At 55.1% G+C, this 20,049-nt stretch carries 20 protein-coding genes; 8 read left to right on the top strand and 12 right to left on the bottom strand.

The genetic code is table 11. From position 1 onward, the window contains the following. Window positions 1-189 precede the first annotated feature (189 nt). Window positions 190-1,416, top strand: a complete 1,227-nt coding sequence (locus OLX08_RS11290; protein ID WP_391481499.1) for a 3-deoxy-D-manno-octulosonic acid transferase — start codon at window positions 190-192, stop codon at window positions 1,414-1,416. On the opposite strand, the gene OLX08_RS11285 is transcribed toward OLX08_RS11290, so the two are convergent. Then, on the bottom strand, window positions 1,388-2,527 hold the full coding sequence (locus OLX08_RS11285) for an acetoin utilization protein AcuC (protein WP_391481498.1): 1,140 nt from the start codon (window positions 2,525-2,527) through the stop codon (window positions 1,388-1,390). The two genes, OLX08_RS11290 and OLX08_RS11285, sit on opposite strands and share 29 nt — an antisense overlap. A 162-nt stretch (window positions 2,528-2,689) precedes the next feature. Between OLX08_RS11285 and OLX08_RS11280 the strand changes: the two genes are divergently transcribed. The 4 genes from OLX08_RS11280 (at window position 2,690) to ptsP (ending at window position 7,437) form a co-directional block, all read left to right on the top strand. Then, complete coding sequence (locus OLX08_RS11280; RefSeq protein ID WP_391481496.1) at window positions 2,690-3,196, top strand: NUDIX hydrolase; 507 nt, start codon at window positions 2,690-2,692, stop codon at window positions 3,194-3,196. Between the two features lie 86 nt (window positions 3,197-3,282). Further along, window positions 3,283-3,693, top strand: a complete 411-nt coding sequence (locus tag OLX08_RS11275) for a DUF1178 family protein (protein ID WP_391481495.1) — start codon at window positions 3,283-3,285, stop codon at window positions 3,691-3,693. A gap of 97 nt (window positions 3,694-3,790) precedes the next feature. Continuing rightward, the gene (locus OLX08_RS11270; protein WP_391481493.1) at window positions 3,791-5,026 is read left to right on the top strand and encodes an aspartate kinase; all 1,236 of its coding nucleotides are present in this window, start codon (window positions 3,791-3,793) and stop codon (window positions 5,024-5,026) included. 167 nt (window positions 5,027-5,193) lie between these two features. Then, window positions 5,194-7,437: a phosphoenolpyruvate--protein phosphotransferase gene (ptsP, locus tag OLX08_RS11265; protein ID WP_391481491.1), complete on the top strand. Its 2,244-nt coding sequence runs from the start codon at window positions 5,194-5,196 to the stop codon at window positions 7,435-7,437. On the opposite strand, the gene OLX08_RS11260 is transcribed toward ptsP, so the two are convergent. Then, complete coding sequence (locus OLX08_RS11260) at window positions 7,434-7,928, bottom strand: GNAT family N-acetyltransferase (protein WP_391481490.1); 495 nt, start codon at window positions 7,926-7,928, stop codon at window positions 7,434-7,436. The two genes, ptsP and OLX08_RS11260, sit on opposite strands and share 4 nt — an antisense overlap. A gap of 85 nt (window positions 7,929-8,013) precedes the next feature. On the opposite strand from OLX08_RS11260, the gene OLX08_RS11255 reads away from it, so the two are divergent. Together OLX08_RS11255 and OLX08_RS11250 are read left to right on the top strand one after the other, a co-directional pair. Next, the gene (locus OLX08_RS11255; protein WP_391481488.1) at window positions 8,014-8,634 is read left to right on the top strand and encodes a flavin reductase family protein; all 621 of its coding nucleotides are present in this window, start codon (window positions 8,014-8,016) and stop codon (window positions 8,632-8,634) included. Between the two features lie 74 nt (window positions 8,635-8,708). Next, window positions 8,709-9,251 carry an adenine phosphoribosyltransferase gene (locus tag OLX08_RS11250; RefSeq protein WP_391481486.1) on the top strand — a complete coding sequence of 181 codons (543 nt, stop codon included), beginning with the start codon at window positions 8,709-8,711 and terminating at the stop codon, window positions 9,249-9,251. Between the two features lie 30 nt (window positions 9,252-9,281). On the opposite strand, the gene OLX08_RS11245 is transcribed toward OLX08_RS11250, so the two are convergent. From OLX08_RS11245 to coxB, 10 genes are all read right to left on the bottom strand, one after another. After that, window positions 9,282-10,706 (bottom strand): FAD-binding oxidoreductase, encoded by a 1,425-nt coding sequence (locus OLX08_RS11245; RefSeq protein ID WP_391481484.1) that lies wholly within the window; start codon window positions 10,704-10,706, stop codon window positions 9,282-9,284. A 125-nt stretch (window positions 10,707-10,831) separates the two neighbouring features. Beyond that, on the bottom strand, window positions 10,832-11,422 hold the full coding sequence (locus tag OLX08_RS11240; protein ID WP_391481483.1) for a GNAT family N-acetyltransferase: 591 nt from the start codon (window positions 11,420-11,422) through the stop codon (window positions 10,832-10,834). Beyond that, complete coding sequence (locus OLX08_RS11235) at window positions 11,422-12,681, bottom strand: M16 family metallopeptidase (protein ID WP_391481481.1); 1,260 nt, start codon at window positions 12,679-12,681, stop codon at window positions 11,422-11,424. Before OLX08_RS11235 ends, OLX08_RS11240 begins: the two co-directional genes overlap by 1 nt. Then, complete coding sequence (gene thrC, locus OLX08_RS11230; protein ID WP_391481479.1) at window positions 12,682-14,064, bottom strand: threonine synthase; 1,383 nt, start codon at window positions 14,062-14,064, stop codon at window positions 12,682-12,684. Continuing rightward, window positions 14,061-14,750: an SURF1 family protein gene (locus OLX08_RS11225; protein WP_391481478.1), complete on the bottom strand. Its 690-nt coding sequence runs from the start codon at window positions 14,748-14,750 to the stop codon at window positions 14,061-14,063. The genes thrC and OLX08_RS11225 overlap by 4 nt, the downstream gene beginning before the upstream one ends. Window positions 14,751-14,827: 77 nt before the next feature. Beyond that, entirely contained in the window at window positions 14,828-15,628 is an 801-nt protein-coding gene (locus OLX08_RS11220) for a cytochrome c oxidase subunit 3 (protein WP_391481476.1), read from the bottom strand. 21 nt (window positions 15,629-15,649) lie between these two features. Further along, a complete protein-coding gene (locus tag OLX08_RS11215) occupies window positions 15,650-16,252 on the bottom strand; it encodes a cytochrome c oxidase assembly protein (RefSeq protein WP_048599668.1) in 603 nt (200 codons plus the stop codon). 5 nt (window positions 16,253-16,257) lie between these two features. Continuing rightward, window positions 16,258-16,452 carry a hypothetical protein gene (locus OLX08_RS11210; protein WP_341246388.1) on the bottom strand — a complete coding sequence of 65 codons (195 nt, stop codon included), beginning with the start codon at window positions 16,450-16,452 and terminating at the stop codon, window positions 16,258-16,260. Further along, window positions 16,452-17,396 (bottom strand): heme o synthase, encoded by a 945-nt coding sequence (gene cyoE, locus OLX08_RS11205; protein ID WP_391481475.1) that lies wholly within the window; start codon window positions 17,394-17,396, stop codon window positions 16,452-16,454. The genes OLX08_RS11210 and cyoE overlap by 1 nt, the downstream gene beginning before the upstream one ends. Window positions 17,397-17,472: 76 nt before the next feature. Then, entirely contained in the window at window positions 17,473-18,393 is a 921-nt protein-coding gene (coxB, locus tag OLX08_RS11200; protein ID WP_391481474.1) for a cytochrome c oxidase subunit II, read from the bottom strand. A 194-nt stretch (window positions 18,394-18,587) separates the two neighbouring features. On the opposite strand from coxB, the gene tldD reads away from it, so the two are divergent. Beyond that, window positions 18,588-20,033 carry a metalloprotease TldD gene (gene tldD, locus OLX08_RS11195; protein WP_391481472.1) on the top strand — a complete coding sequence of 482 codons (1,446 nt, stop codon included), beginning with the start codon at window positions 18,588-18,590 and terminating at the stop codon, window positions 20,031-20,033. Window positions 20,034-20,049: the final 16 nt, after the last annotated feature.

The raw sequence follows: 20,049 nt of genomic DNA, 5'->3' as shown, positions 1-20,049 counted from the left end.
CATAGCGAGTGTTAAGATTGTTTTTAATTCCAGAGGCGACTTACACAAAAATTAACTAAAAGACACAGTAATTCTTCGAAATCCTCATGTTAAAAGCCATATGCCGTCACGTAGCGCCGCCATTTTGATCAATTAATCAAAGCCGCACTCTTGCTCGACACAATATCTCCGCCTAAGGCGAATGGGATCATGTGGATATACAGAGCCGCCATAACCTTCGCAGCACCGTTCATTTTGCTGCATGCCATCCTGAAAATGGGGGGGCTGACTGCGCGGCTTGGCTTCGTACGCCCTGCACAGCGCGGCGCGCATATTTGGGTCCACGCAGCCAGTAACGGTGAAATCACATCCGCCAAGGCAACCCTTGAGGCGCTCTTGCGCCGTGATCCAAGCCGCAAAATTCTGGTCACCATCAACCAGATTACAGCGCGCGATATGATCCGTGGTTGGGGAAACGACCGGATCGAAGCGCATCTGGCCCCGATTGATCTGCGTTGGGTCACGAAAATGATACTGCGTAATTGGTCCATTTCCGCGCACATTATTGTGGAAAACGAAATCTGGCCAAACCGCCTAACCGTGTTGTCACACGCGCACGTACCGGTTGTGATTATTGGCGCGCGCTTATCTGCGCGCAGTGCTGCACGATGGCAAAAACTACCCAACTCACTTCGCAATATTTACCGCACACTGAGCCTAGTCAGCCCACAAGACCGCGACAGCGGAGCACGTTTCAAAGTCCTTGGCGCGCCAAACATCAGCGCACCCAACAACCTAAAAGAGCATTATCAACGCCCCGCACCCCATGCAGATTTCGCAGAATTTGCGCAGCTATACCAAGCCCCATTCACAGTTTTGGGCGCTTCAACCCACGCGGGCGAAGAAAAGCTTATCCTTGATGCTTTTGACATTTTGCATGCCGAAGACCCGCGATGGCATTTGATCTTGGCGCCCCGTCATCCCAAACGCCGTGACGAGGTTGTAAGCCTAATTGGCCGGCAGTTCAGCGTGGCCCAATATTCGGACCGAACCCGCCGCACCAATACCACCCAGATCACCTTGGCCGACACCATGGGCGATATGACGCTGTGGTATGACATTGCAGATATTTGCGTGGTGGCGGGTAGCTTCCAGCCCGTTGGCGGGCACACGCCGTTTGAACCCCTAAGCCATGGGTGCGGTGTATTTCATGGCCCGCACGTGTCAAATTTCACGGAAAGCTATGGTGCCCTGAACGCTGTGGGCGGCGCCAAGATGGTCCGCTCAGCCGAAGACCTGGCGCACGCGATCCTGACCTGCCGCCCAGACGTGATGTGCGACGCGGCAGTACCGGTTTTAGGACGCGCACAAGATCAAGAGCCGTTTTATACAGAACTTGAAGCGCATCTTAAACGCGCACCAAGAGCCGCTTCTTAAGTTTACCGACCCGCTCACGAACCACGTCCTTAACTGGCCCGTTCCGTGGATCATCGCGCAAGGTGGTTGACCAATGCGTAGGCCTGTTTTTCGCACGGCTGTGACCACTCCATGTAAGGGCTTCCAACACGCGGCGCGGTGCGTCATCAAGATCACGCGGCGGATCAATACCGTTCAGCACCCCCCACGCACCCGTCCAAAGCCTGCCCACGGACCATGGATTATAGCCTCCCCCACCAAGCAGCAAAAAGCGCGGGCACATGGGTAGCGATGCGCTGATCACATCAAAATGGGCGTTGTTGGACATAGCAAGCGTTGACTGCGGATCTTCCTCAACCGCATCCGCGCCGCATTGAAGGACAATCGCATCAGGCCTGAAAGTTTGCAGTGCAGGCAGTATGAGCTCCGACAAAACATAGGCCATATCGTCATCGTGACTGTGCTTTGGCAGAGGCAAATTAAACAGGTTTCCCACCCCTTCATCACCAAGCGCACCGGTGCGGGGCCATCTGTTTTCCTCGTGTGTAGAAAACATCAACACATCTGGATCGGCTTCAAACGCGTGCTCAACCCCGTCTGGGTGATGTGCGTCAATGTCGATGTAGGCGATGCGTTTCACACCACTACGCTTAAGCGACAAAATACTCAGAACCGGGTCGTTGAAATAACAAAACCCATTTGCCCGATCAGGCATGGCATGATGGGTGCCGCAGCCCGGCGCATAAACACGCCCCCCGTTGGCAAGCAGTTCTCCGGCCAAAAGCGCACCCCCCGCTGATGTAGCAGGGCGGCGAAACACTTCTGCAAAGACAGGATTGGAATGGGTCCCGATGTGATGCCGGCGACGGACCTCTTCGCTGACGTCTTGCACCGCCTCTGCGGCTTGCAACGCCGCAATATAGGCAGGTGTGTGCCATGCAGAAATTGCAACGGGCTTGGCGCGCGGACTTGTAATGTATTGCTGTGATGGCAACCATCCCAGTGCGCGGGACAAATCCATCACCGTACTGACCCGCGGCACACGCAGCGGGTGCCACGCGCCATAAGAGGAGCCGCGATAAATTTCGGACCCGATGAAAAGAGGGCGAACAAGTGGGGATGGTGCAGTCATGATGATGGTGAGCCTAGGTCCACACACATGACTGTCCAGACCCTATCAAGACACATCCGCGCGCCAATACACGCGCCTAACCAACCCCGATGTCTGCGAAAAGTTGAATTCATCGAAAATTAGCGTTATGTTCACGGCTTAGGAGGCACGAAGGACACAACGATGCCACCACACAAAAAACATGCAGGCCAAAGACGCACCAATAAATCAATGAAGCAGCTACCGCTCTCTGTTACGGGTAAAACCAAGTATGACCTTCGCACGCAGTTCTCTGCGCTGCCCTTTCGAGTTGTGGCTGGCAAGCTTGAGATTTTGTTGATTACCTCGCGCGGGACTGGACGCTGGATCATCCCCAAAGGCTGGCCCATGGCCGACACAACCCCAAGTGATGCCGCAGCAACAGAAGCTTTTGAAGAAGCGGGTGTTGAGGGCAAAATCTACAAAACCTGCATCGGGCTTTATTCATACACCAAACAAATGGACGACATGCCAAACCTGCCATGCGTAGCAATGGTGTACCCGCTTAAGGTCAAGAAAATTCTCAAAGACTACCCCGAAGTAGATCAGCGCAAACGCAAGTGGTTCAGCCAATCAAAAGCAGCCAAAAAGGTGGATGAGCCTGAGTTGCGGGCGATTATCTCCTCGTTTGATCGCAGCTTGCTGAGCTGACGCAGCTACGCGCTTGTGATCTTGCCCTCCAGTACGCTTTGCCTACATAATACATGACTTGATGATGCTTAGGGCCTTTGATCCGCATGATCCGATATAACTTGAAATGTACAAATGATCACCAGTTTGACAGCTGGTTTGCCGACGCCGCCAGCTATGACACGCTGCGCGGGCGCAATTTAGTTTCTTGTGCTGTGTGCGGTGATACGGATGTCTCCAAATCCCTGATGGCGCCGCAAGTACGCCCCGCCCGAGGCGCGCTGAGCCAAGCCGCCTCCCCCGCCGAGCAAGCGATAGCAGAAATGCGCAAACACATTGAAACCAACGCTGATGATGTGGGCACCAATTTCGCAGCCGAGGCGCGCAAAATTCATGATGGTGAAACGCCCGAACGCGCAATTTACGGCCAAGCCAACGTGCAAGAAGCCAAAGAGTTGATCAAAGACGGCGTGCCTGTGGTGCCCCTGCCGTTCATGGCGAAAGACAAAGCCAACTAGCGTGCTGCGCGCCCGTCGCTAAATCGCCCGCCTTCTACTTGCCCAAAAACCACCCATGGCATAAACGACGCCCAACATCAGACAAAGGGCGCACAATATGCCGACATTGGTAATGAAGTTTGGCGGCACATCAGTCGCAAACCCTGATCGTATCAAACGCGCAGCCAAACGCGTCGGCGTTGAAGTTACCAAAGGGTACAACGTGATCGTGATCGTCAGCGCGATGTCTGGCAAAACCAACGAACTTGTTGGTTGGGTAAACGAAATATCGCCCCTCTATGACGCCCGTGAATATGATGCAGTTGTGGCATCAGGCGAGTTGGTGACAGCTGGTCTAATGGCGCTGACACTACAGGAAATGGACGTCCCCGCACGCAGCTGGCAGGGCTGGCAAGTGCCCGTAAAAACTACCTCTGCGCACGCTTCGGCGCGCATTGAGGAAATCCCTACAGACAACATCGTTCGGACATTCGAAAACGGCATGAAGGTTGCGGTCGTCGCGGGTTTCCAAGGCATCAGCCCCGAAGGCCGCGTCACAACTTTGGGCCGTGGCGGCTCTGACACAACGGCCGTGGCGTTTGCTGCTGCATTCGGCGCAGAACGGTGCGATATCTACACAGACGTTGATGGTGTCTACACTACAGACCCACGTGTATCTGACAAAGCGCGCAAACTGGACAAAATCGCATTTGAAGAGATGCTCGAGCTGGCCTCACAGGGTGCAAAAGTTCTTCAGACACGCTCTGTTGAATTGGCGATGCGCTACAAAGTTAAGCTGCGCGTGTTATCAAGTTTTGAAGAACAATCAGATCAAGCAGGCACTCTTGTCTGCGATGAGGAGGAAATCATGGAATCCAACGTAGTCTCCGGCGTGGCGTTTAGCCGTGATGAAGCCAAAATGACCCTCATCTCGGTCGCCGATCGTCCTGGCATCGCCGCTGCCATTTTTGGCCCGCTGGCCGAAGCAGGCATAAACGTCGATATGATCGTGCAAAACATCTCGGAAGAGGGCCGCACAGACATGACGTTCTCGTGCCCCGTTGATCACGTAGCGCGCGCCGATCAAGCCCTTCAGGAAGCCAAATCATCAGGCAGCATCAACTACCAAGAGCTGATCGCTGATAAAGACGTGGCCAAGCTGAGCGTCGTTGGCATCGGGATGCGCAGCCACGCAGGTGTAGCCGCTAAAATGTTCGCGGCCCTTCAAGCCGAAGGCGTCAACATCAAGGTCATCACCACATCCGAGATCAAAATCTCTGTTCTGGTTGATCGCAAATACATGGAACTGGCTGTCCAAGCGCTTCATGATGCGTTTGAGTTGGAAAAAGCCTAAACGCTAGGCCGCGTAATCCCCTGTTTGTGCTGCATTTTTAACCACTTCCCTTTGCAGCGCTTACAATTTCAGACGGGCTTAGCGCTAACTTGATGACCGGCGGGTGAAATACAGGTATGACACCATCATGGCGCCAGCTAAGGCGTCCTAAAAGTGGTTGAATACGGGTGTCACAAACTTCTGAGAGCGAAAGCCGCAAGCTGCTTGGCGCACTGCGCGACACTATGGCCAGCGACCGCGCCGGCCAAGCGCGCATGGACGACATTACTCAACTGATTGCCCAAAGCATGGGCACAGACGTGTGCTCTATCTACCTGTTTTGCGACGAGGACACCCTTGAGCTTTGTGCCACACAGGGCCTCAACGCAGAAGCTGTCCACCAAACCCGTATGCGACTTGGTGAGGGGCTTGTAGGCCGCGTGGCGCGCACCAAACGTCTGGTCAATACCGACAACGCGCCACAACAACGTGGTTTCCGCTATATGCCCGAAACTGGCGAAGAGGTCTTTTCCGGCTTTCTGGGCGTGCCAATCCAACGGTTGGGCGAAGTATTGGGCGTGTTGGTCGTTCAGTCGCGCCAAACCCGTGAATACACCGCTGACGAGATCTATGGCCTTGAGGTTGTGGCCATGGTGCTTGCAGAAATGACAGAGCTTGGCGCGTTTGTCAGCGACGAGACCGGTGTGGGCGCGTTGCACCAGCGTGCCGTTATGTTCCGTGGATCAGTGGGCCAAGAAGGTGCCGCCGCGGGACAAGTTTATCTGCACGAACCCCGCGTTGTCGTCACAAACCCCGTGGCCGATGACCCCGAGGCAGAGCACAAACGCCTCAACGATGCCGTTGAGACATTGCGCATGTCCGTTGACGAAATGCTGACTGGTGCCGGAACCGGCGACAAAGAACAAAAACAGGTCCTTGAGGCCTATAGGATGTTTGCCAACTCAAAGGGCTGGCTGCGCCGGATGGATGAAGACATCGAACTTGGCCTATCCGCCGAAGCCGCGGTTGAAAAAGAACAATCCGCCGCCCGTACTCGGATGAACGAGGTCACTGACGCTTATCTGCGCGAACGGCTGCAAGACCTTGATGACCTATCCAACCGCCTTCTGCGAATTCTAACGGGCCAAGGGGCGGACACCGGCGCCGAAATGCCAGAGCACCCTGTTCTTGTGGCGCGCAACATTGGTCCGGGCGAATTACTTGAATACGGGCGCAAGCTACGTGCGATTGTCCTTGAGGAAGGCAGCGTCGGCAGCCACGCAGGGATCGTTGCGCGCGCGTTGGCCATCCCACTGGTGATACAGGCCAAGGGCGTCACGACAGAGGCCCTCAACGGTGATCAAATTCTTGTGGACGGTGAACAGGGCATTGTGCACCTGCGCCCCGAGGACACAGTTACCACTGCGTTCAAAGATAAAATCGCGATGCTCGCCAAAGCGCAGGACCGCTACACAGACATTCGTCACAAGCCTGCCACCGCTTTGTGCGGCACAACCATTTCGCTGCAAATGAACGCGGGGCTTATGGCCGATTTGCCAAGCCTTGAGAATTCCGGTGCAGAGGGCGTGGGCCTTTTTCGGACAGAATTACAGTTTCTTGTGCGCAACCAATTCCCCCGCCGATCAGAGTTGGCCAGCTTGTATGGCCGCGTACTTGATGCGGCTCAGGGCAAGCGCGTTGTGTTCCGCACGCTTGATATCGGCTCGGACAAAGTTCTGCCCTATATGAAACCGCAAGACGAACCAAACCCCGCATTAGGGTGGCGCGCGATCCGTGTGGGCCTTGATAAGCCGGGCGTTTTGCGAATGCAGTTGCAAGCGCTTTTGCGCGCTGCAAATGGCCGCGCACTTACCGTTATGTTCCCGTTTGTAGCCCAATACGAAGAGTTCACCCAAGCCCGCGCAGCCCTTACCAAAGCGATTAAACGCGAAGAAGCGCTTGGGCATATCCTTCCCGAAAACATCGAAGTCGGCGCCATGTTGGAAACTCCGTCTCTGGCCTTTGCCCCGGATGCATTTTTTGAAGATGTGGATTTTTTGTCGATTGGCGGCAATGATCTTAAGCAATTCTTCTTTGCTGCGGACCGTGAGAACGAGCGCGTCCGTAAACGGTACGACAGCCTGAACGTCAGCTTTTTGTCATTCATGGAAATGATCGTAGACCGGTGCAGCAAGACGCAAACTCCCATTTCGTTTTGTGGCGAAGACGCGGGCAAACCGATTGAAGCAGTTTGCTTTGCCGCTATGGGACTGCGCACGTTGTCGATGCGCCCCGCCTCAATTGGCCCTGTGAAATCATTGTTGATGCGGGTCAATTTGGCAGATGTAAAAAAGGTGATCGAAACTGCGCGCGCCGAAGGCAAAATGTCAGTCCGTGATGACATCGCAGCCTATATCCGCAGCCTTGGCTAGGACACGCTGTCCACTTTTTGCACCTGTCCTGTGATGCCATCCCAAGCGTGCGGTACTAACGAGAGGCCCAAGACACGTTCGGGGTTTGTTGGTGGCGGCATGGTCACATCCGTCAGCTTGCGAAAGCCAAATTTGGAATAATACGGCGCATCCCCCACCAGAATGACGCGGGTCCACCCAAGGTTTTGCGCCCGCGAAAGACTGTCGCGAATAAGCACGCTTCCCAATCCCTCACCCTGCCGTGTTGGGTGAACAGCAACTGGGCCCAGCAAAAGCGCCGTGTCACTGCCGATTTGCACAGGCCAATACCGGATCGCACCGCCCAAAATACCCGCCTCATCACGCGCCACCAATGACAACCCAGGTACCTGCGCCACGCCGTCACGTAGTCGGTAGGAAGAAAGCGCCTCACGGCCGGGCGCAAAGCAAAGGTCATAAAGCGCCTCTACCTCCCACCAGTCGTGCTGACTTTCTTCACGTAACCCCGCCACGCTGCTCACCTTTTGCTTATCGTGCCACTGGAACTCGCCCTAACATGCAGGTTAACGTGGGGCAAAGCGCAAAGGTACATCAACCATGTTCTACACCCCCTCAAACGAGGCAGGCGCCGGCAGCGGGCTGGCCCATAACCCGTTCAACGCCATTGTGACCCCCCGCCCCATCGGCTGGATCAGCACCCGTGACGCAGACGGCTCGGACAACCTCGCGCCTTATTCGTTTTTCAACGCAGTCGCGTACACGCCCCCTCAGGTGATGTTTTCGTCCACCAGCAGTAAGGCTGACCGTGGTGACACCAAAGACAGCGTGGCCAATATCCGTGCAAGCGGAGTGTTTTGCGTCAACATAGTTGAATTCACCGCCCGTGACGCCATGAACGCCAGCAGTGAAATGCTGCCAAAAGACGTGGATGAGTTTGAGCACGCAGGCCTGACAAAGGAACAATGCGAGACGATTTCTTGCGCGCGCATCGCAGGTGCACCCGCAGCGCTTGAGTGTAAATTGACCGAAATTATCACTTTGCGCGGTGAGCATAACTTCTTGGTGCTGGGTGAAGTTACAGGGGTTCATATGCGTGATGATTGCATCGTTGATGGCCGGTTTGACATCAGCACCTTCACGCCGCTGGCACGCATGGGCTACAAAGACTATACCGCCGTCCGTGACGTTTTCACACTGACCCGCCCTGATCAAAAGTAAGCCAGTACCGTTGACATAGCGGCCGCAACGCGGTCACAAGCCAACATCCCAACGCCCGCCCAAAGGAGGCCACCATGGCCCGCTCAAACAAAACCGTTCGCGATTACATCCGCACAATTCCTGACTTTCCGCATGAAGGGATCATGTTTCGTGATGTGACCACACTTTTTGCAGACCCGCGCGGATTTCGCATCGCGATTGACCAATTGCTGCACCCTTATGCGGGCACTGACATCGACCGGATTGTAGGGCTGGAAGCGCGTGGGTTTATCCTTGGCGGTGCCATCGCCCACCAGCTTAGTGTGGGGTTTGTGCCAATCCGCAAAAAAGGCAAACTACCCGGCAAAACCCTCAGCCAAGATTACACGTTGGAGTACGGCGAAGCGACGATGGAAATCCACGATGATGCCATCCAGCCGGGCGAAAAAGTTCTGGTGGTTGATGATCTTCTGGCAACGGGCGGTACTGCTGAGGCGGGTATCAAATTGCTCGAAAAGCTCGGTGCCGAGATTGTTGGCTGCGCTTTTGTGATTGATCTGCCTGATCTTGGTGGACGTGCCAAGTTTGAGGCGATGGGCGTCGACATCCACGCGCTTTGTGCATTTGAAGGCGATTAAAGTCTGAAGCTGGCGCGCGGCAATAACGCACTAGCGCGCCAACACGGCACCTGGGTTCATGATGCCTTTCGGGTCAAGAGCATCTTTAATGGCACGCATCGTGGTCAATTTCACCGGGTCGCTATAGCGTTCAAGATCAGCAACTTTGAGCCGTCCAACACCGTGCTCGGCACTCACCGACCCGCCCATGTCGTGGACAAGGTCGTGCACTGTGCGTTTAATATCCTCACGCTGGTGCTCATGATCGGCTCGGCTTTTGCCATCCACCGGGAAGACGTTGTAGTGAAGATTACCGTCGCCCACGTGACCAAAACAATTCACCCGAAACGATCCCAGCTGTGCAATCGCCTGATTGCCACGTTCGATGAACGCAGGGATAGCCGACAGCGGCACCGAAATGTCATGGCTGCTCACCGAACCAATCCGGCGATTTGCTTCTGGGATATTCTCGCGCAAGGCCCAAAACTGCTGCCGCTGGCTTTGTGATTGTGCAATAACGCCGTCGCTTACCAAGCCGGCCTCGCTGGCTTCGGAAAACAACGTCTCAAGTGCTGTCGCCGGATCAAGTCCTTGGGCCAAACCAACATCAATCAGTACCATCCACTCGGGCTTTTCAGCAAACGGCTGGCGCACATCTGGCAGCGTCTCAGACAAAAAATCTAGACCCTGTTTGTGGATCAGCTCAAACGCAGAGACACCACCGCCCATACGCTTTTGCGTCAGCGCAAGCAGCGATAGTGCAGCGCGCGGATCACGGACCGCCATAAACGCTGTCCCTTCTGAGGCGGGCTCAGGGTGCAGGCGCAAACACGCGGCGGTAATAATCCCAAGGGTCCCTTCGGCGCCAATCATCAGGTGACGCAGATCATAGCCTGTGTTGTTTTTGCGCAAACGCGTCAGGCCGTTCCAGATTGTGCCATCAGGCATCACGACCTCAAGGCCAAGGCATAGATCGCGCGCATTTCCGTAGCGCAGAACATTTACGCCGCCCGCATTGGTCGACAGCACGCCGCCCACCCGCGCACTGCCCTCACTGGCAAGCGAAAGCGGAAACATCAGACCTTCGGCGCGGGCGTGTGACTGAACATCCGCAAGGATCATTCCTGCTTCTACCACCATCACGCCTTCCTCCGCGTGCATGGAACGCAACGCTGTCATCCGCTCGAGCGACAAGATCAATGGGGGCACACCGTCTTCCGCAATTTGCCCGCCAACAAGTCCCGTTCCGCCACCGTATGGAATGACCGCAACACCTGCAGCATGAGCCGCCGCAACAAGGGTTGCGACTTGCTCGGTTGTGCGCGGTTTCGCAAGCAGTCCCGCTGTGCCAGCATACCGTCCACGCGGCTCTTCAAGGTAGGATGCAGTGACAGTCGCGAACACGTCATCGGGCATTAGGGCGCGTACTTTGGCCTCAAAATCAGACGTGGCGGAAACAAGCGGTGCAATCGACATAGCGCATCCTTAAATCACGGGCGGTTGGGGCTTCATGCCATGGGGCTACCTTGGTGAAAAGGCTACAACATAGCGCAGCTGGCAACACGTAAAAACGTAGTGCAGTGGCGCGCAAAAGCAGCCCCTTAAGCCAGACCAATGTCCGTGCGGCCCCGACGGTCGCCGCGCAAATTTGCATACAGCACATGATTGCGCCAGCGTCCGTCAATTTGCAGGTAGCTTTGCGCAACACCTTCATATTTGAAGCCCGACTTCTCTAAAACGCCCCGCGATGCTTTGTTCTCAGGCAAGCAAGCCGCCTCAAGACGGCTTAGATCAAGGGTGTTGAAAGCATAATGGGTGGTAGCTTCGATGGCTTCGCGCATGAACCCCTGCCGTGCGGCAGCGCGCGCCACCCAATATCCCAATGTGCCCGCCTGCGCAGGACCGCGACGGATGTTATCAAGGGTGATTGCGCCGATCAGCGCCTGATCCTCACGGCGGATCAAGAAAAGCGGCAAAGCCGTGCCTTGGGTAATCGCCCGCTGTGCCCAGTAAACCCGATTGGTAAATGCCTTGCGTGATAAGTGATCCGCTGCCCAAGTTGGTTCCCAAGGCGTTAGAAAATCATGGCTATCCCTGCGCTGTGACGCCCAAAACCGAAAATCTCTATGAGCCGGTTGGCGAAGGGTCATTCGCTCCGTTTCGATAATGACTTTGCGTTTTGATCTCAGCATCAGGCGGCCAGTCGCGCCTTTAGTTGCTCAAGGTGCGGCGCTTGCTCAACAGGACCATAAAGCGCCATCGCGCTGCGGGCCGTCACAAGGTTTTCAGCAAAATCTTTGACATCTCCCGTGGTGACCGCATCAATCCGCTCAACCGCCTCATCCAGCTGAGGGATACGGTCCCAAATCGACATCATCCGCGCCAAACGCTCGCAACGCGCAGATGGGCTTTCAAGCCCCATTAGCATCCCTGCCTTCATCTGCGCACGCGCACGCGCCACTTCTTCTGGGGTCATATCGCTGGCGGCACGTTTCATCTCGTCCATGGTCAGACCAGCAAGATCACCAATTTGCTCAGCGCTTGTACCGGCGTAAATCGTCATCAAGCCCGTGTCCGCATAGGCGCCTGCTTGACTGAAAATCGTATAGCACAAACCGCGCTTTTCGCGGATTTCTTGGAACAGGCGGCTCGACATGCCACCCCCGAATGCTGTGGCAAATATCTGGGCCGTATATATCTGCGGATCGCGGTAGTCTGGCCCTTCCAACGCCAAGGCAAAGTGCACCTGCTCAAGGGATTTCACCTCGCGCCGCTCTCCACCTTCAAAACGCGCAGCGTCTGATTGAATTGACGGTGCGGCGGGTAAATGGCCGAACATTTCTTCTGCACGGCGGACAAGATCATCATGATCCACGGCACCAGCGGCAGCCAAAATCATCTGACCTGGGCCGTAGTGCTGCGCCACGAATTGCGCCAGATCATCACGGCTAAAGCTTTGAACCCGCTCAACAGGCCCCAAAATTGTTCGCCCGATCGCTTGGTCAGGATAAGCCTCTTCTTGCAACCAATCGAACACGATATCGTCCGGTGTATCCAACGACTGGCCGATCTCTTGCAAAATCACACCTCGTTCGACTTCAATTTCAGCAGGGTCAAAAACAGGGTTGAGAACAATATCGCCAATCACATCAAGCGCCAGCGGCACATCGTTTTCCAACACGCGGGCATAGTAGGCCGTCATCTCGCGGCTGGTATATGCGTTGATATAGCCCCCCACGTCTTCAATCGCCTCAGCGATTTGTAACGCGCTGCGCCGCTTGGTGCCTTTGAAGGCCATATGTTCAAGAAAATGCGCGATGCCATTTTGAGGCAGCGTTTCATTGCGACCGCCCGCTTGCACCCAAATGCCGATAGACGCGCTTTTCAGCCCCTCCATATGCTCTGTTACAATGCGAAAGCCGTTGGACAAGCGATGGGTTTGAACACTCACTTAGATACGATCCTTGATGATGGTCTTGATGTCAGAGACGCCGCCAGTCACGCGGGTGATACGCTCGTCGCGCTCAAATAGATCCGCCATACGCGCGGGCAACGCAGGGAACACACCGCTAGCCGCCTCGACTGCGTTTGGGAATTTCGCTGGATGTGCAGTGGCCAAAGTAATCATCGGCGTAGCACCCAAATGCCCTTCTGCGACATGCACACCAACAGCTGAATGTGGGCACAGCAATTCACCATGATCCGCATGATAGCGCGTAATGGCCGCCGCAGTTTCACTTTCGGACGCACGGCCAGACGCAAATGTATCGCGCAGCGCTGAAATCGCCCCTTGGCTGACAGTAAACGCACCGCTTTGCTTCAACTCATCCATTTGTTGGGCAATCGCCGCGCCGTCGCTTCCATAGGCATAATAAAGCGCACGTTCAAAGTTCGAGCTGACCTGAATATCCATGGACGGGCTGATCGAGGGCTTCACCCCTTCGGTGCTGTAAACACTTGTCTCAAGAGTACGGTGCAGGATGTCGTTTTGGTTGGTTGCGATGGCCAGTTTGTCGATGGTTAAGCCCATCTGTTTGGCAATGTAGCCGGCAAAAATGTCGCCAAAGTTACCAGTAGGCACTGTAAAGCTAACCTCACGGTGCGGCGCACCAAGGCTCACTGCGCTGGAGAAATAGTACACAACTTGCGCCAGCACACGCGCCCAGTTGATTGAATTAACCCCAGCAAGACGGACGTCGTCGCGAAAATCAAAATCGTTGAACATGTCCTTCACGGCCGCTTGGCACGTGTCGAAATCCCCATCGACCGCCAACGCATGGACATTGGCCTCTGACGGCGTTGTCATCTGGCGGCGCTGCACATCAGACACACGGCCATGCGGGTACAAAATGAACAGGTCAACCGCTCCAAGCCCGCGGAAGGCCTCCATCGCGGCTGAACCAGTGTCACCAGATGTTGCACCCACAATCGTGACCCGCTCCCCATTACGCTTGAGCGCGAATTCAAACATCTGACCGATCAGCTGCATGGCGAAATCTTTGAACGCCAAGGTTGGCCCGTGAAATAGCTCAAGCAAGAAATGGTTCGGCGCAACCTGCACCAAAGGCGCGCGCGCAGCATGTCCAAAACCCGCATAAGCCTTTGCGATCAGGTCCGCAAATTCTTCGTCTGTGAACGTGTCACCGGTAAATGGACGCATCACACGGAAGGCGATTTCCTCATAACTCAGGCCCGCCATTACTGCGATGTCGGCTTTTGAGAATGTCGGGATGGTCTCGGGAAGATACAATCCGCCATCACGAGCAAGGCCAGTAAGCATCGCCTGTTCGAACGTCAAAACAGGCGCATTGCCACGGGTTGAATGGTACTTCATGTATCTTGCCTTTCGTCAGTCCTGCGCGTCATACGCCACACCACAAAGCCTGTCATCCCCAACCACACAATTGCCAGCGAAAACCACGTGATTGCGTAGTTAAGGTGATCATTGGGAATGGCATCACTTGAAACCGGCAGCGGTGAAACAGCTGGATCAGTTGGGGCTACTGCGCGCGCAATCACCAAAACAGGACGTGTGTTTAGCGCCTTGGCCATGGCATCAACGTCGCGCGCAAACCAGATGTTCTTGGCCAAATCCGGCTCGGGCGTGTAGCCATCAACTTCTGATGGCCAATGCAGATTACCCTCAACCGCCACATCACCTGTCAAACGGGGCGCTTGGTCATCCAACAAAGACTGAAAACCACGGTCGATCATGATGCGACCTGCGGATGTCACAAGCACAGCGATATGGCGGTACCCCGCGCCCACCTGCTTTTGGCTGACCAGCACGCGCAGGTGCTCACCAGTATAATTGCCGCTCACTTGGACAGGCGCGAAACGGTCACGCGTAGGATCGGGTGTTTGAGGCAACTCGGAAACAGGGCCCGCGATGCGCGCATCAATTTCGGTCAGTACGCCTTCTTTCCACGCGAGGCGGTTCATCTGCCAATTGCCCAAAGTCAAAAGGATCGCAATCCCTACAAAGCCTAAAACCAAAATCCCGATGATCTTGCCGCGCATGCTGTTCTCCTAAATCAAACGCAAAAGGCGCGAGGATGACCCCGCGCCTTTGTATCAATATCGCAAATCGCGAGGGGTTAGGCGCCCCAAACGTAAACGGCTGCAAACAGGAATAACCATACCACGTCTACAAAGTGCCAATACCAAGCAGCAGCTTCAAAACCCACGTGCTTTTCTTGTGTGAAGTGACCGCGCTGCAAGCGGATCAAACACACCAGCAAGAAGATCGTACCGACAACAACGTGGAAACCATGAAAGCCGGTCGCCATGAAGAAGTTCGCACCATAGATGTTACCCGCGAAGCCGAAAGATGCGTGGGTGTACTCATACACTTGGAAACCAGTGAAGATCAGGCCAAGCACCACCGCAAGGATCAAACCGTTTTTCATGTCTTTACGGTTGTTTTCGTGCACAAGAGCGTGGTGCGCCCAAGTTGCCGCCGCACCCGAACATAGCAGGATCAGCGTGTTGATAAGCGGCAAGTGCCACGGGTCGAATGTCTCAATCCCTGCGGGCGGCCAAACACCGTCGACCGCAGGAGACATTGGGCCCATGGGGTACATCGCGTGCTTGAAGAAAGACCAGAACCACGCCGCGAAGAACATAACTTCGGACATGATAAAGAAGATGAAACCATAGCGCAGGCCAATAATAACGACCGGAGTATGATCACCCGCTTGGCTTTCCGCAACAGTGTCTGCCCACCAAGCAAACATGGTGTAGAGCACGCCGACGAGGCCAATCAGAAAGAGCCAAGGACCGCTTTCGTGCATCCACAAAACAGCACCAAAAAGCATGATGAAGCCAGTGACCGAGCCGATGAAGGGCCACACACTGGGAGGCAAAACGTGATAATCGTGGTTTTTGACATGGGCCATTTTGTGTCTCTTTTCCGTGTCTTATTGTAGTTGTGATGTCAGGGGTGTTTCGGGTGTTGGTTCAATCAAAGCGGCCTGCTGATCATCAGCGTCCATGCCCGTTTGATCGTCCATCATATGAAATGTGTAGGACAGCGTAATTGTGTGCACATATTTGCCTTCGCGATCATTCACGATGTCAGGATCAACGTAAAAGTTGACCGGCATCGACATGCGTTCGCCTGGCTGCAAAATCTGCTCCTCAAAACAAAAGCAGTGAATTTTGCTGAAATAGGCACCGGCCGCATATGGCGCCACGTTGTAGCTTGCGGTGCCGCGAATTGGTTTATCTGTCGGATTGTAAGCCTCGTAGAAGGCCATGCCGTCTTGACCGATTTTCAGCTCCATCTGGCGCTGCTCCGGTTTGAACTCCCACGGCATATCCCGTGCTGTTGATGCGTCGAAACGCACTTTGATCGTTTGATCCAAAACACCTTCGGTATTGCCCGTGCTGGCGTTTGTGGTGCCACCGTAGCCGGTCACACGGCAGAACAAATCATATAGCGGCACAGAAGCCCACGCCAAAGCGCCCATAATTACGACAACGCCGACCAGCTTCTTTGCCGTGTTCAACTTTGAAGTCATTTCGGTCACTTAGCATCTCCCTCGGTTGTGACAGACGGACGAACAGCATGATCAAACCCCTCAAGGCTGCTGCCTCCGGTAATTTTTACATAAGTCAGTCCAAAAACAATCGCGATCAGCCCCACCAAAACCAGTGCTACAGCACCGTTGCGGCCCGAGCGGCGCGTGTGAAGTTCGTGTTCTTGACGGAAATACCCCATTACCAGCCTCCCAAACCGTATGGTGCAAGCATCACTTCCAACAACAGCGCGCCAAAGTGGGCAAAAAGGTAATAAAGGGAGACTTTAAAGACTGATTTCTCAACTTTGTATTTGTCTGCTTCGGCCTGCGCCTCATCGCGGCGCCAGATGTCATAGGCACCCTTAAGGAACCAGATATTGAAGAACAGCGCCACGGCCAAATAAACCGGCCCGCCAATGCTGGTGAACGCAGTTCCTACAGCAACGGGGAACAGCAGCAGGGTGTAAACAAGAACATGGATGCGGGTGGATTTGCGCCCATGGGTCACGGTCAGCATAGGTACGCGCGCATCATCGTAATCAGTCTTCATGAACAGTGCCAGCGCCCAGAAATGCGGTGGCGTCCACATGAAGATGATCGCGAACATCAGTACCGCTTCAAGACTTACCGAACCCGTCGCAACCACCCAGCCGATCATCGGAGGAAACGCGCCAGCCGCGCCGCCAATCACGATGTTTTGGGGCGTCGCGCGCTTGAGCCACATCGAATAAATAACTGCATAGAAGAAAATGGTGAAAGCCAGCAAACCAGCCGCCACGGCGTTTGTCGCCAACCACAACAGGACGACCGAAAAGCCCGAAAGCGCCAGACCAACGGCCAGCGCCTCGCCCGGCGTTACTTTGCCAGCCGGAATAGGGCGGCGGGCAGTGCGCTTCATGACACTATCGATATCCGCATCCCACCACATGTTCAGCGAACCCGATGCACCCGCACCAATCGCGATAAACAGAATGGCACAAAAGCCAATGAAGGGGTGAACGCTTACAGGCGCAACCAACAGACCAACGAGTGCTGTGAAAACAACGAGCGACATCACCCGCGGCTTCATCAGCGCGAAGTAGTCGCGGAACTCTGCCTCGCCCGGAACGGGCTTTGCAGCTGCTTGCAGACTAGCGTCGGTCATTAGGTGGTCCCTTCGTTAAAGGGCCGAACCAACCGTTCGACCCTAAACCACCCCCCCATGAAAGGAGGGCAGAAAGTTACTTAGAAGCGATCTGGTAGTCACCAGTAGTGACAGGTGAGATGCCTGCGTACTCTTCTTTCGCAGACGCAAGCCATGCCTCGTACTCTGCTTCAGAAACCACTTTTACAGTGATCGGCATGTATGCGTGGTCTTTACCGCACAGCTCTGAACACTGGCCAAAGTAGATACCTTCTTTTTCTGCCTTGAACCATAGTTGCGCCAGACGGCCCGGAACCGCGTCTTGCTTCACGCCAAATGCGGGGATGGTCCATGAGTGGATCACATCCGCAGCCGTCACGGTCATCACCACAGTTTTGTTCACAGGCACAACAACTTGGGTGTCAGTGGCCAGCAACCATTCGCTGCGTGTGTAGCCGTACTCAGCCAGCATTTCTTCCATAGCGGCATCAAGGATGTAGGGTTGCACGCCGTTGGCTTCGCCTGCATCCGTCACGGTAGCGGGCTGGCCGATCATGTAGCTGTCGAATGCGAAACCTTCGTCCACATATTCATAGCCCCAGAACCACTGGTAGCCTGTTACTTTGATGTTGATGTCTGCCTCTGGGATAACTTGTTGCTTGAACAAGACAGGCAGTGAGAACGCGCCGATGAAGACCAAAACGATGATTGGCACAACGGTCCACGCAACTTCCAAAGGTGAGTTATGTGTGAATGTCGCAGGCTCGGGGTTGCGACGGCGGTTGTAGCGCACAGCGACTGCCACCAGCAAACCAGTTACGAAAAGCACGATAACCGCGATGATCACGTTGATCATACCGTCCAACCACTGAAGATCCCGCGCAAGTTCTGTTGCTGCGAATTGAAAGCCTGTGCCGCCCTCAACCGGTGCGCCGCGCACTACTTCTGAGTCCTGAGCCAATGCTGGCCCTGCCACGAACGCGGCAAAAGAGGCCGCCATGAAGGTCGAAAAACGCATTATATCTGCTTCCCGTTGTCTTAAGACGGTCTGTCCCGTCTGGTCCACTTCCACGCGTCAGCTACCGATCACATGGAATCCAATTGTATTCTGAGCGCTTAAAACCATATCCTGAATACAATCTCAAGATTTCGCGTTGCGGCAAACGGACGCTTTTTTGACCCAGATCAAATATTTCACACGTAGGGATACTTATGACTAACGCGCCTTTTCGCCCTTTTGAAACAGCTTTAGACGCAAATGCAGCGCTTTCACAGCTGCAAACAGCTACCGCAGGTGCCGATGACGGCGAACTTTTTCTCGAACGCTCCCGCACTGAATCCATCGTTTTTGATGACGGCCGCGTGAAGAATGCCTCCTACAATGGCTCAGAGGGATTCGGGTTGCGCGCTGTGCGCGGCGAGGTGGCAGGCTATGCGCATAGTTCTGAAATCTCTGAGGGTGCCATAGCGCGCTGCGTTGAAACCGCCCGCTTGGCCGTTGGTGAAGGCGGTGGCGTATTGGCCGACGCACCCGCAGGGACCAACAAAAAACTCTACACGGATGAAAACCCGCTCGACGGGATCGCGTTTGCGGCAAAAGTAGACACGCTGGCCGAGATTGACGCCTTTGCCCGCGCTCTTGATCCCCGCATCGTACAAGTCAGCGCAACTCTGTCGGCCTCGTTTCAAGAAGTTGAGATCATGCGCCCTGATGGGGCCATCACACGTGATGCCCGCCCCATGGCACGGCTCAACATCTCGGTGATCGTAGAAGACCAAGGGCGCCGCGAAAGCGGCGGTGTTGGCGGCGGCGGGCGCTATCTTATGGACGGGCTTATTGATCCGAACCACTGGCAACCGATGGTTCGTGAGGCGTTACGCGTTGCTCTAATCAACCTTGATGCAGTGCCCGCACCCGCTGGCATTATGGATGTGGTTCTGGGTAACGGCTGGCCAGGGATCTTGCTTCATGAGGCCGTGGGCCACGGACTTGAAGGGGACTTCAACCGCAAAGGTGCCTCTGCTTTTGCGGGGCTCATGGGCCAACAAATCGCGGCGAAAGGCGTGACAGTACTTGATGACGGCACCATCCCTGATCGTCGCGGCTCAATCACCGTTGATGATGAAGGCACGCCATCAGCCAAGAACGTACTCATCGATGACGGCATTCTGGTCGGCTACATGCAAGACCGCCAAAACGCCCGCTTGATGGGGGTTGAACCCACGGGCAACGGTCGCCGTCAATCGCATGCACATATCCCCATGCCGCGAATGACCAACACCTATATGCTGGGCGGCGATACGGCCCCCGGGGATTTGGTGGCAGACCTTAAAGACGGCATTTATGCGGTGGGCTTTGGCGGCGGCCAGGTAGACATTACGAACGGCAAATTTGTTTTCTCATGTACCGAAGCCTACCGCGTGCGAAACGGCATTGTGGGCGAGGCTGTCAAAGGTGCGACCCTTATTGGCGACGGCGCAACCGCAATGAAACAAATTCGCGGCATCGGTAATGACATGGCCCTTGATCCGGGCATGGGCTCTTGCGGCAAACAGGGCCAATGGGTGCCCGTAGGTGTGGGACAGCCCAGCTTGATGATTGGCGGCCTGACGGTGGGCGGGTCGGCCACACAAGCGGACATATGCGGCACAATGTGACCTACACAACCTTAAG

Source organism: Nereida ignava (genome assembly GCF_047114695.1).
Taxonomy (GTDB): Bacteria; Pseudomonadota; Alphaproteobacteria; order Rhodobacterales; family Rhodobacteraceae; genus Nereida; species Nereida ignava.
Note: the sequence above shows the minus strand (reverse complement) of the source record. Positions and strands in the feature narration are given on the sequence as shown.

What these genes read in the sequence shown, in the direction of transcription:
- OLX08_RS11225 (WP_391481478.1), bottom strand. Translation starts at nt 14,750, where the DNA reads ATGCGCGGCAAGATCATCGGGATTTTGGTTTTAGGCTTTGTAGGGATT.
- OLX08_RS11270 (WP_391481493.1), top strand. Translation starts at nt 3,791, where the DNA reads ATGCCGACATTGGTAATGAAGTTTGGCGGCACATCAGTCGCAAACCCT.
- OLX08_RS11275 (WP_391481495.1), top strand. Translation starts at nt 3,283, where the DNA reads ATGATCCGATATAACTTGAAATGTACAAATGATCACCAGTTTGACAGC.
- cyoE (WP_391481475.1), bottom strand. Translation starts at nt 17,396, where the DNA reads ATGACCGACGCTAGTCTGCAAGCAGCTGCAAAGCCCGTTCCGGGCGAG.
- tldD (WP_391481472.1), top strand. Translation starts at nt 18,588, where the DNA reads ATGACTAACGCGCCTTTTCGCCCTTTTGAAACAGCTTTAGACGCAAAT.
- OLX08_RS11220 (WP_391481476.1), bottom strand. Translation starts at nt 15,628, where the DNA reads ATGGCCCATGTCAAAAACCACGATTATCACGTTTTGCCTCCCAGTGTG.
- OLX08_RS11280 (WP_391481496.1), top strand. Translation starts at nt 2,690, where the DNA reads ATGCCACCACACAAAAAACATGCAGGCCAAAGACGCACCAATAAATCA.
- OLX08_RS11210 (WP_341246388.1), bottom strand. Translation starts at nt 16,452, where the DNA reads ATGGGGTATTTCCGTCAAGAACACGAACTTCACACGCGCCGCTCGGGC.
- OLX08_RS11285 (WP_391481498.1), bottom strand. Translation starts at nt 2,527, where the DNA reads ATGACTGCACCATCCCCACTTGTTCGCCCTCTTTTCATCGGGTCCGAA.
- OLX08_RS11240 (WP_391481483.1), bottom strand. Translation starts at nt 11,422, where the DNA reads ATGCTGAGATCAAAACGCAAAGTCATTATCGAAACGGAGCGAATGACC.
- coxB (WP_391481474.1), bottom strand. Translation starts at nt 18,393, where the DNA reads ATGCGTTTTTCGACCTTCATGGCGGCCTCTTTTGCCGCGTTCGTGGCA.
- OLX08_RS11290 (WP_391481499.1), top strand. Translation starts at nt 190, where the DNA reads ATGTGGATATACAGAGCCGCCATAACCTTCGCAGCACCGTTCATTTTG.
- OLX08_RS11215 (WP_048599668.1), bottom strand. Translation starts at nt 16,252, where the DNA reads ATGACTTCAAAGTTGAACACGGCAAAGAAGCTGGTCGGCGTTGTCGTA.
- OLX08_RS11250 (WP_391481486.1), top strand. Translation starts at nt 8,709, where the DNA reads ATGGCCCGCTCAAACAAAACCGTTCGCGATTACATCCGCACAATTCCT.
- OLX08_RS11255 (WP_391481488.1), top strand. Translation starts at nt 8,014, where the DNA reads ATGTTCTACACCCCCTCAAACGAGGCAGGCGCCGGCAGCGGGCTGGCC.
- thrC (WP_391481479.1), bottom strand. Translation starts at nt 14,064, where the DNA reads ATGAAGTACCATTCAACCCGTGGCAATGCGCCTGTTTTGACGTTCGAA.
- OLX08_RS11245 (WP_391481484.1), bottom strand. Translation starts at nt 10,706, where the DNA reads ATGTCGATTGCACCGCTTGTTTCCGCCACGTCTGATTTTGAGGCCAAA.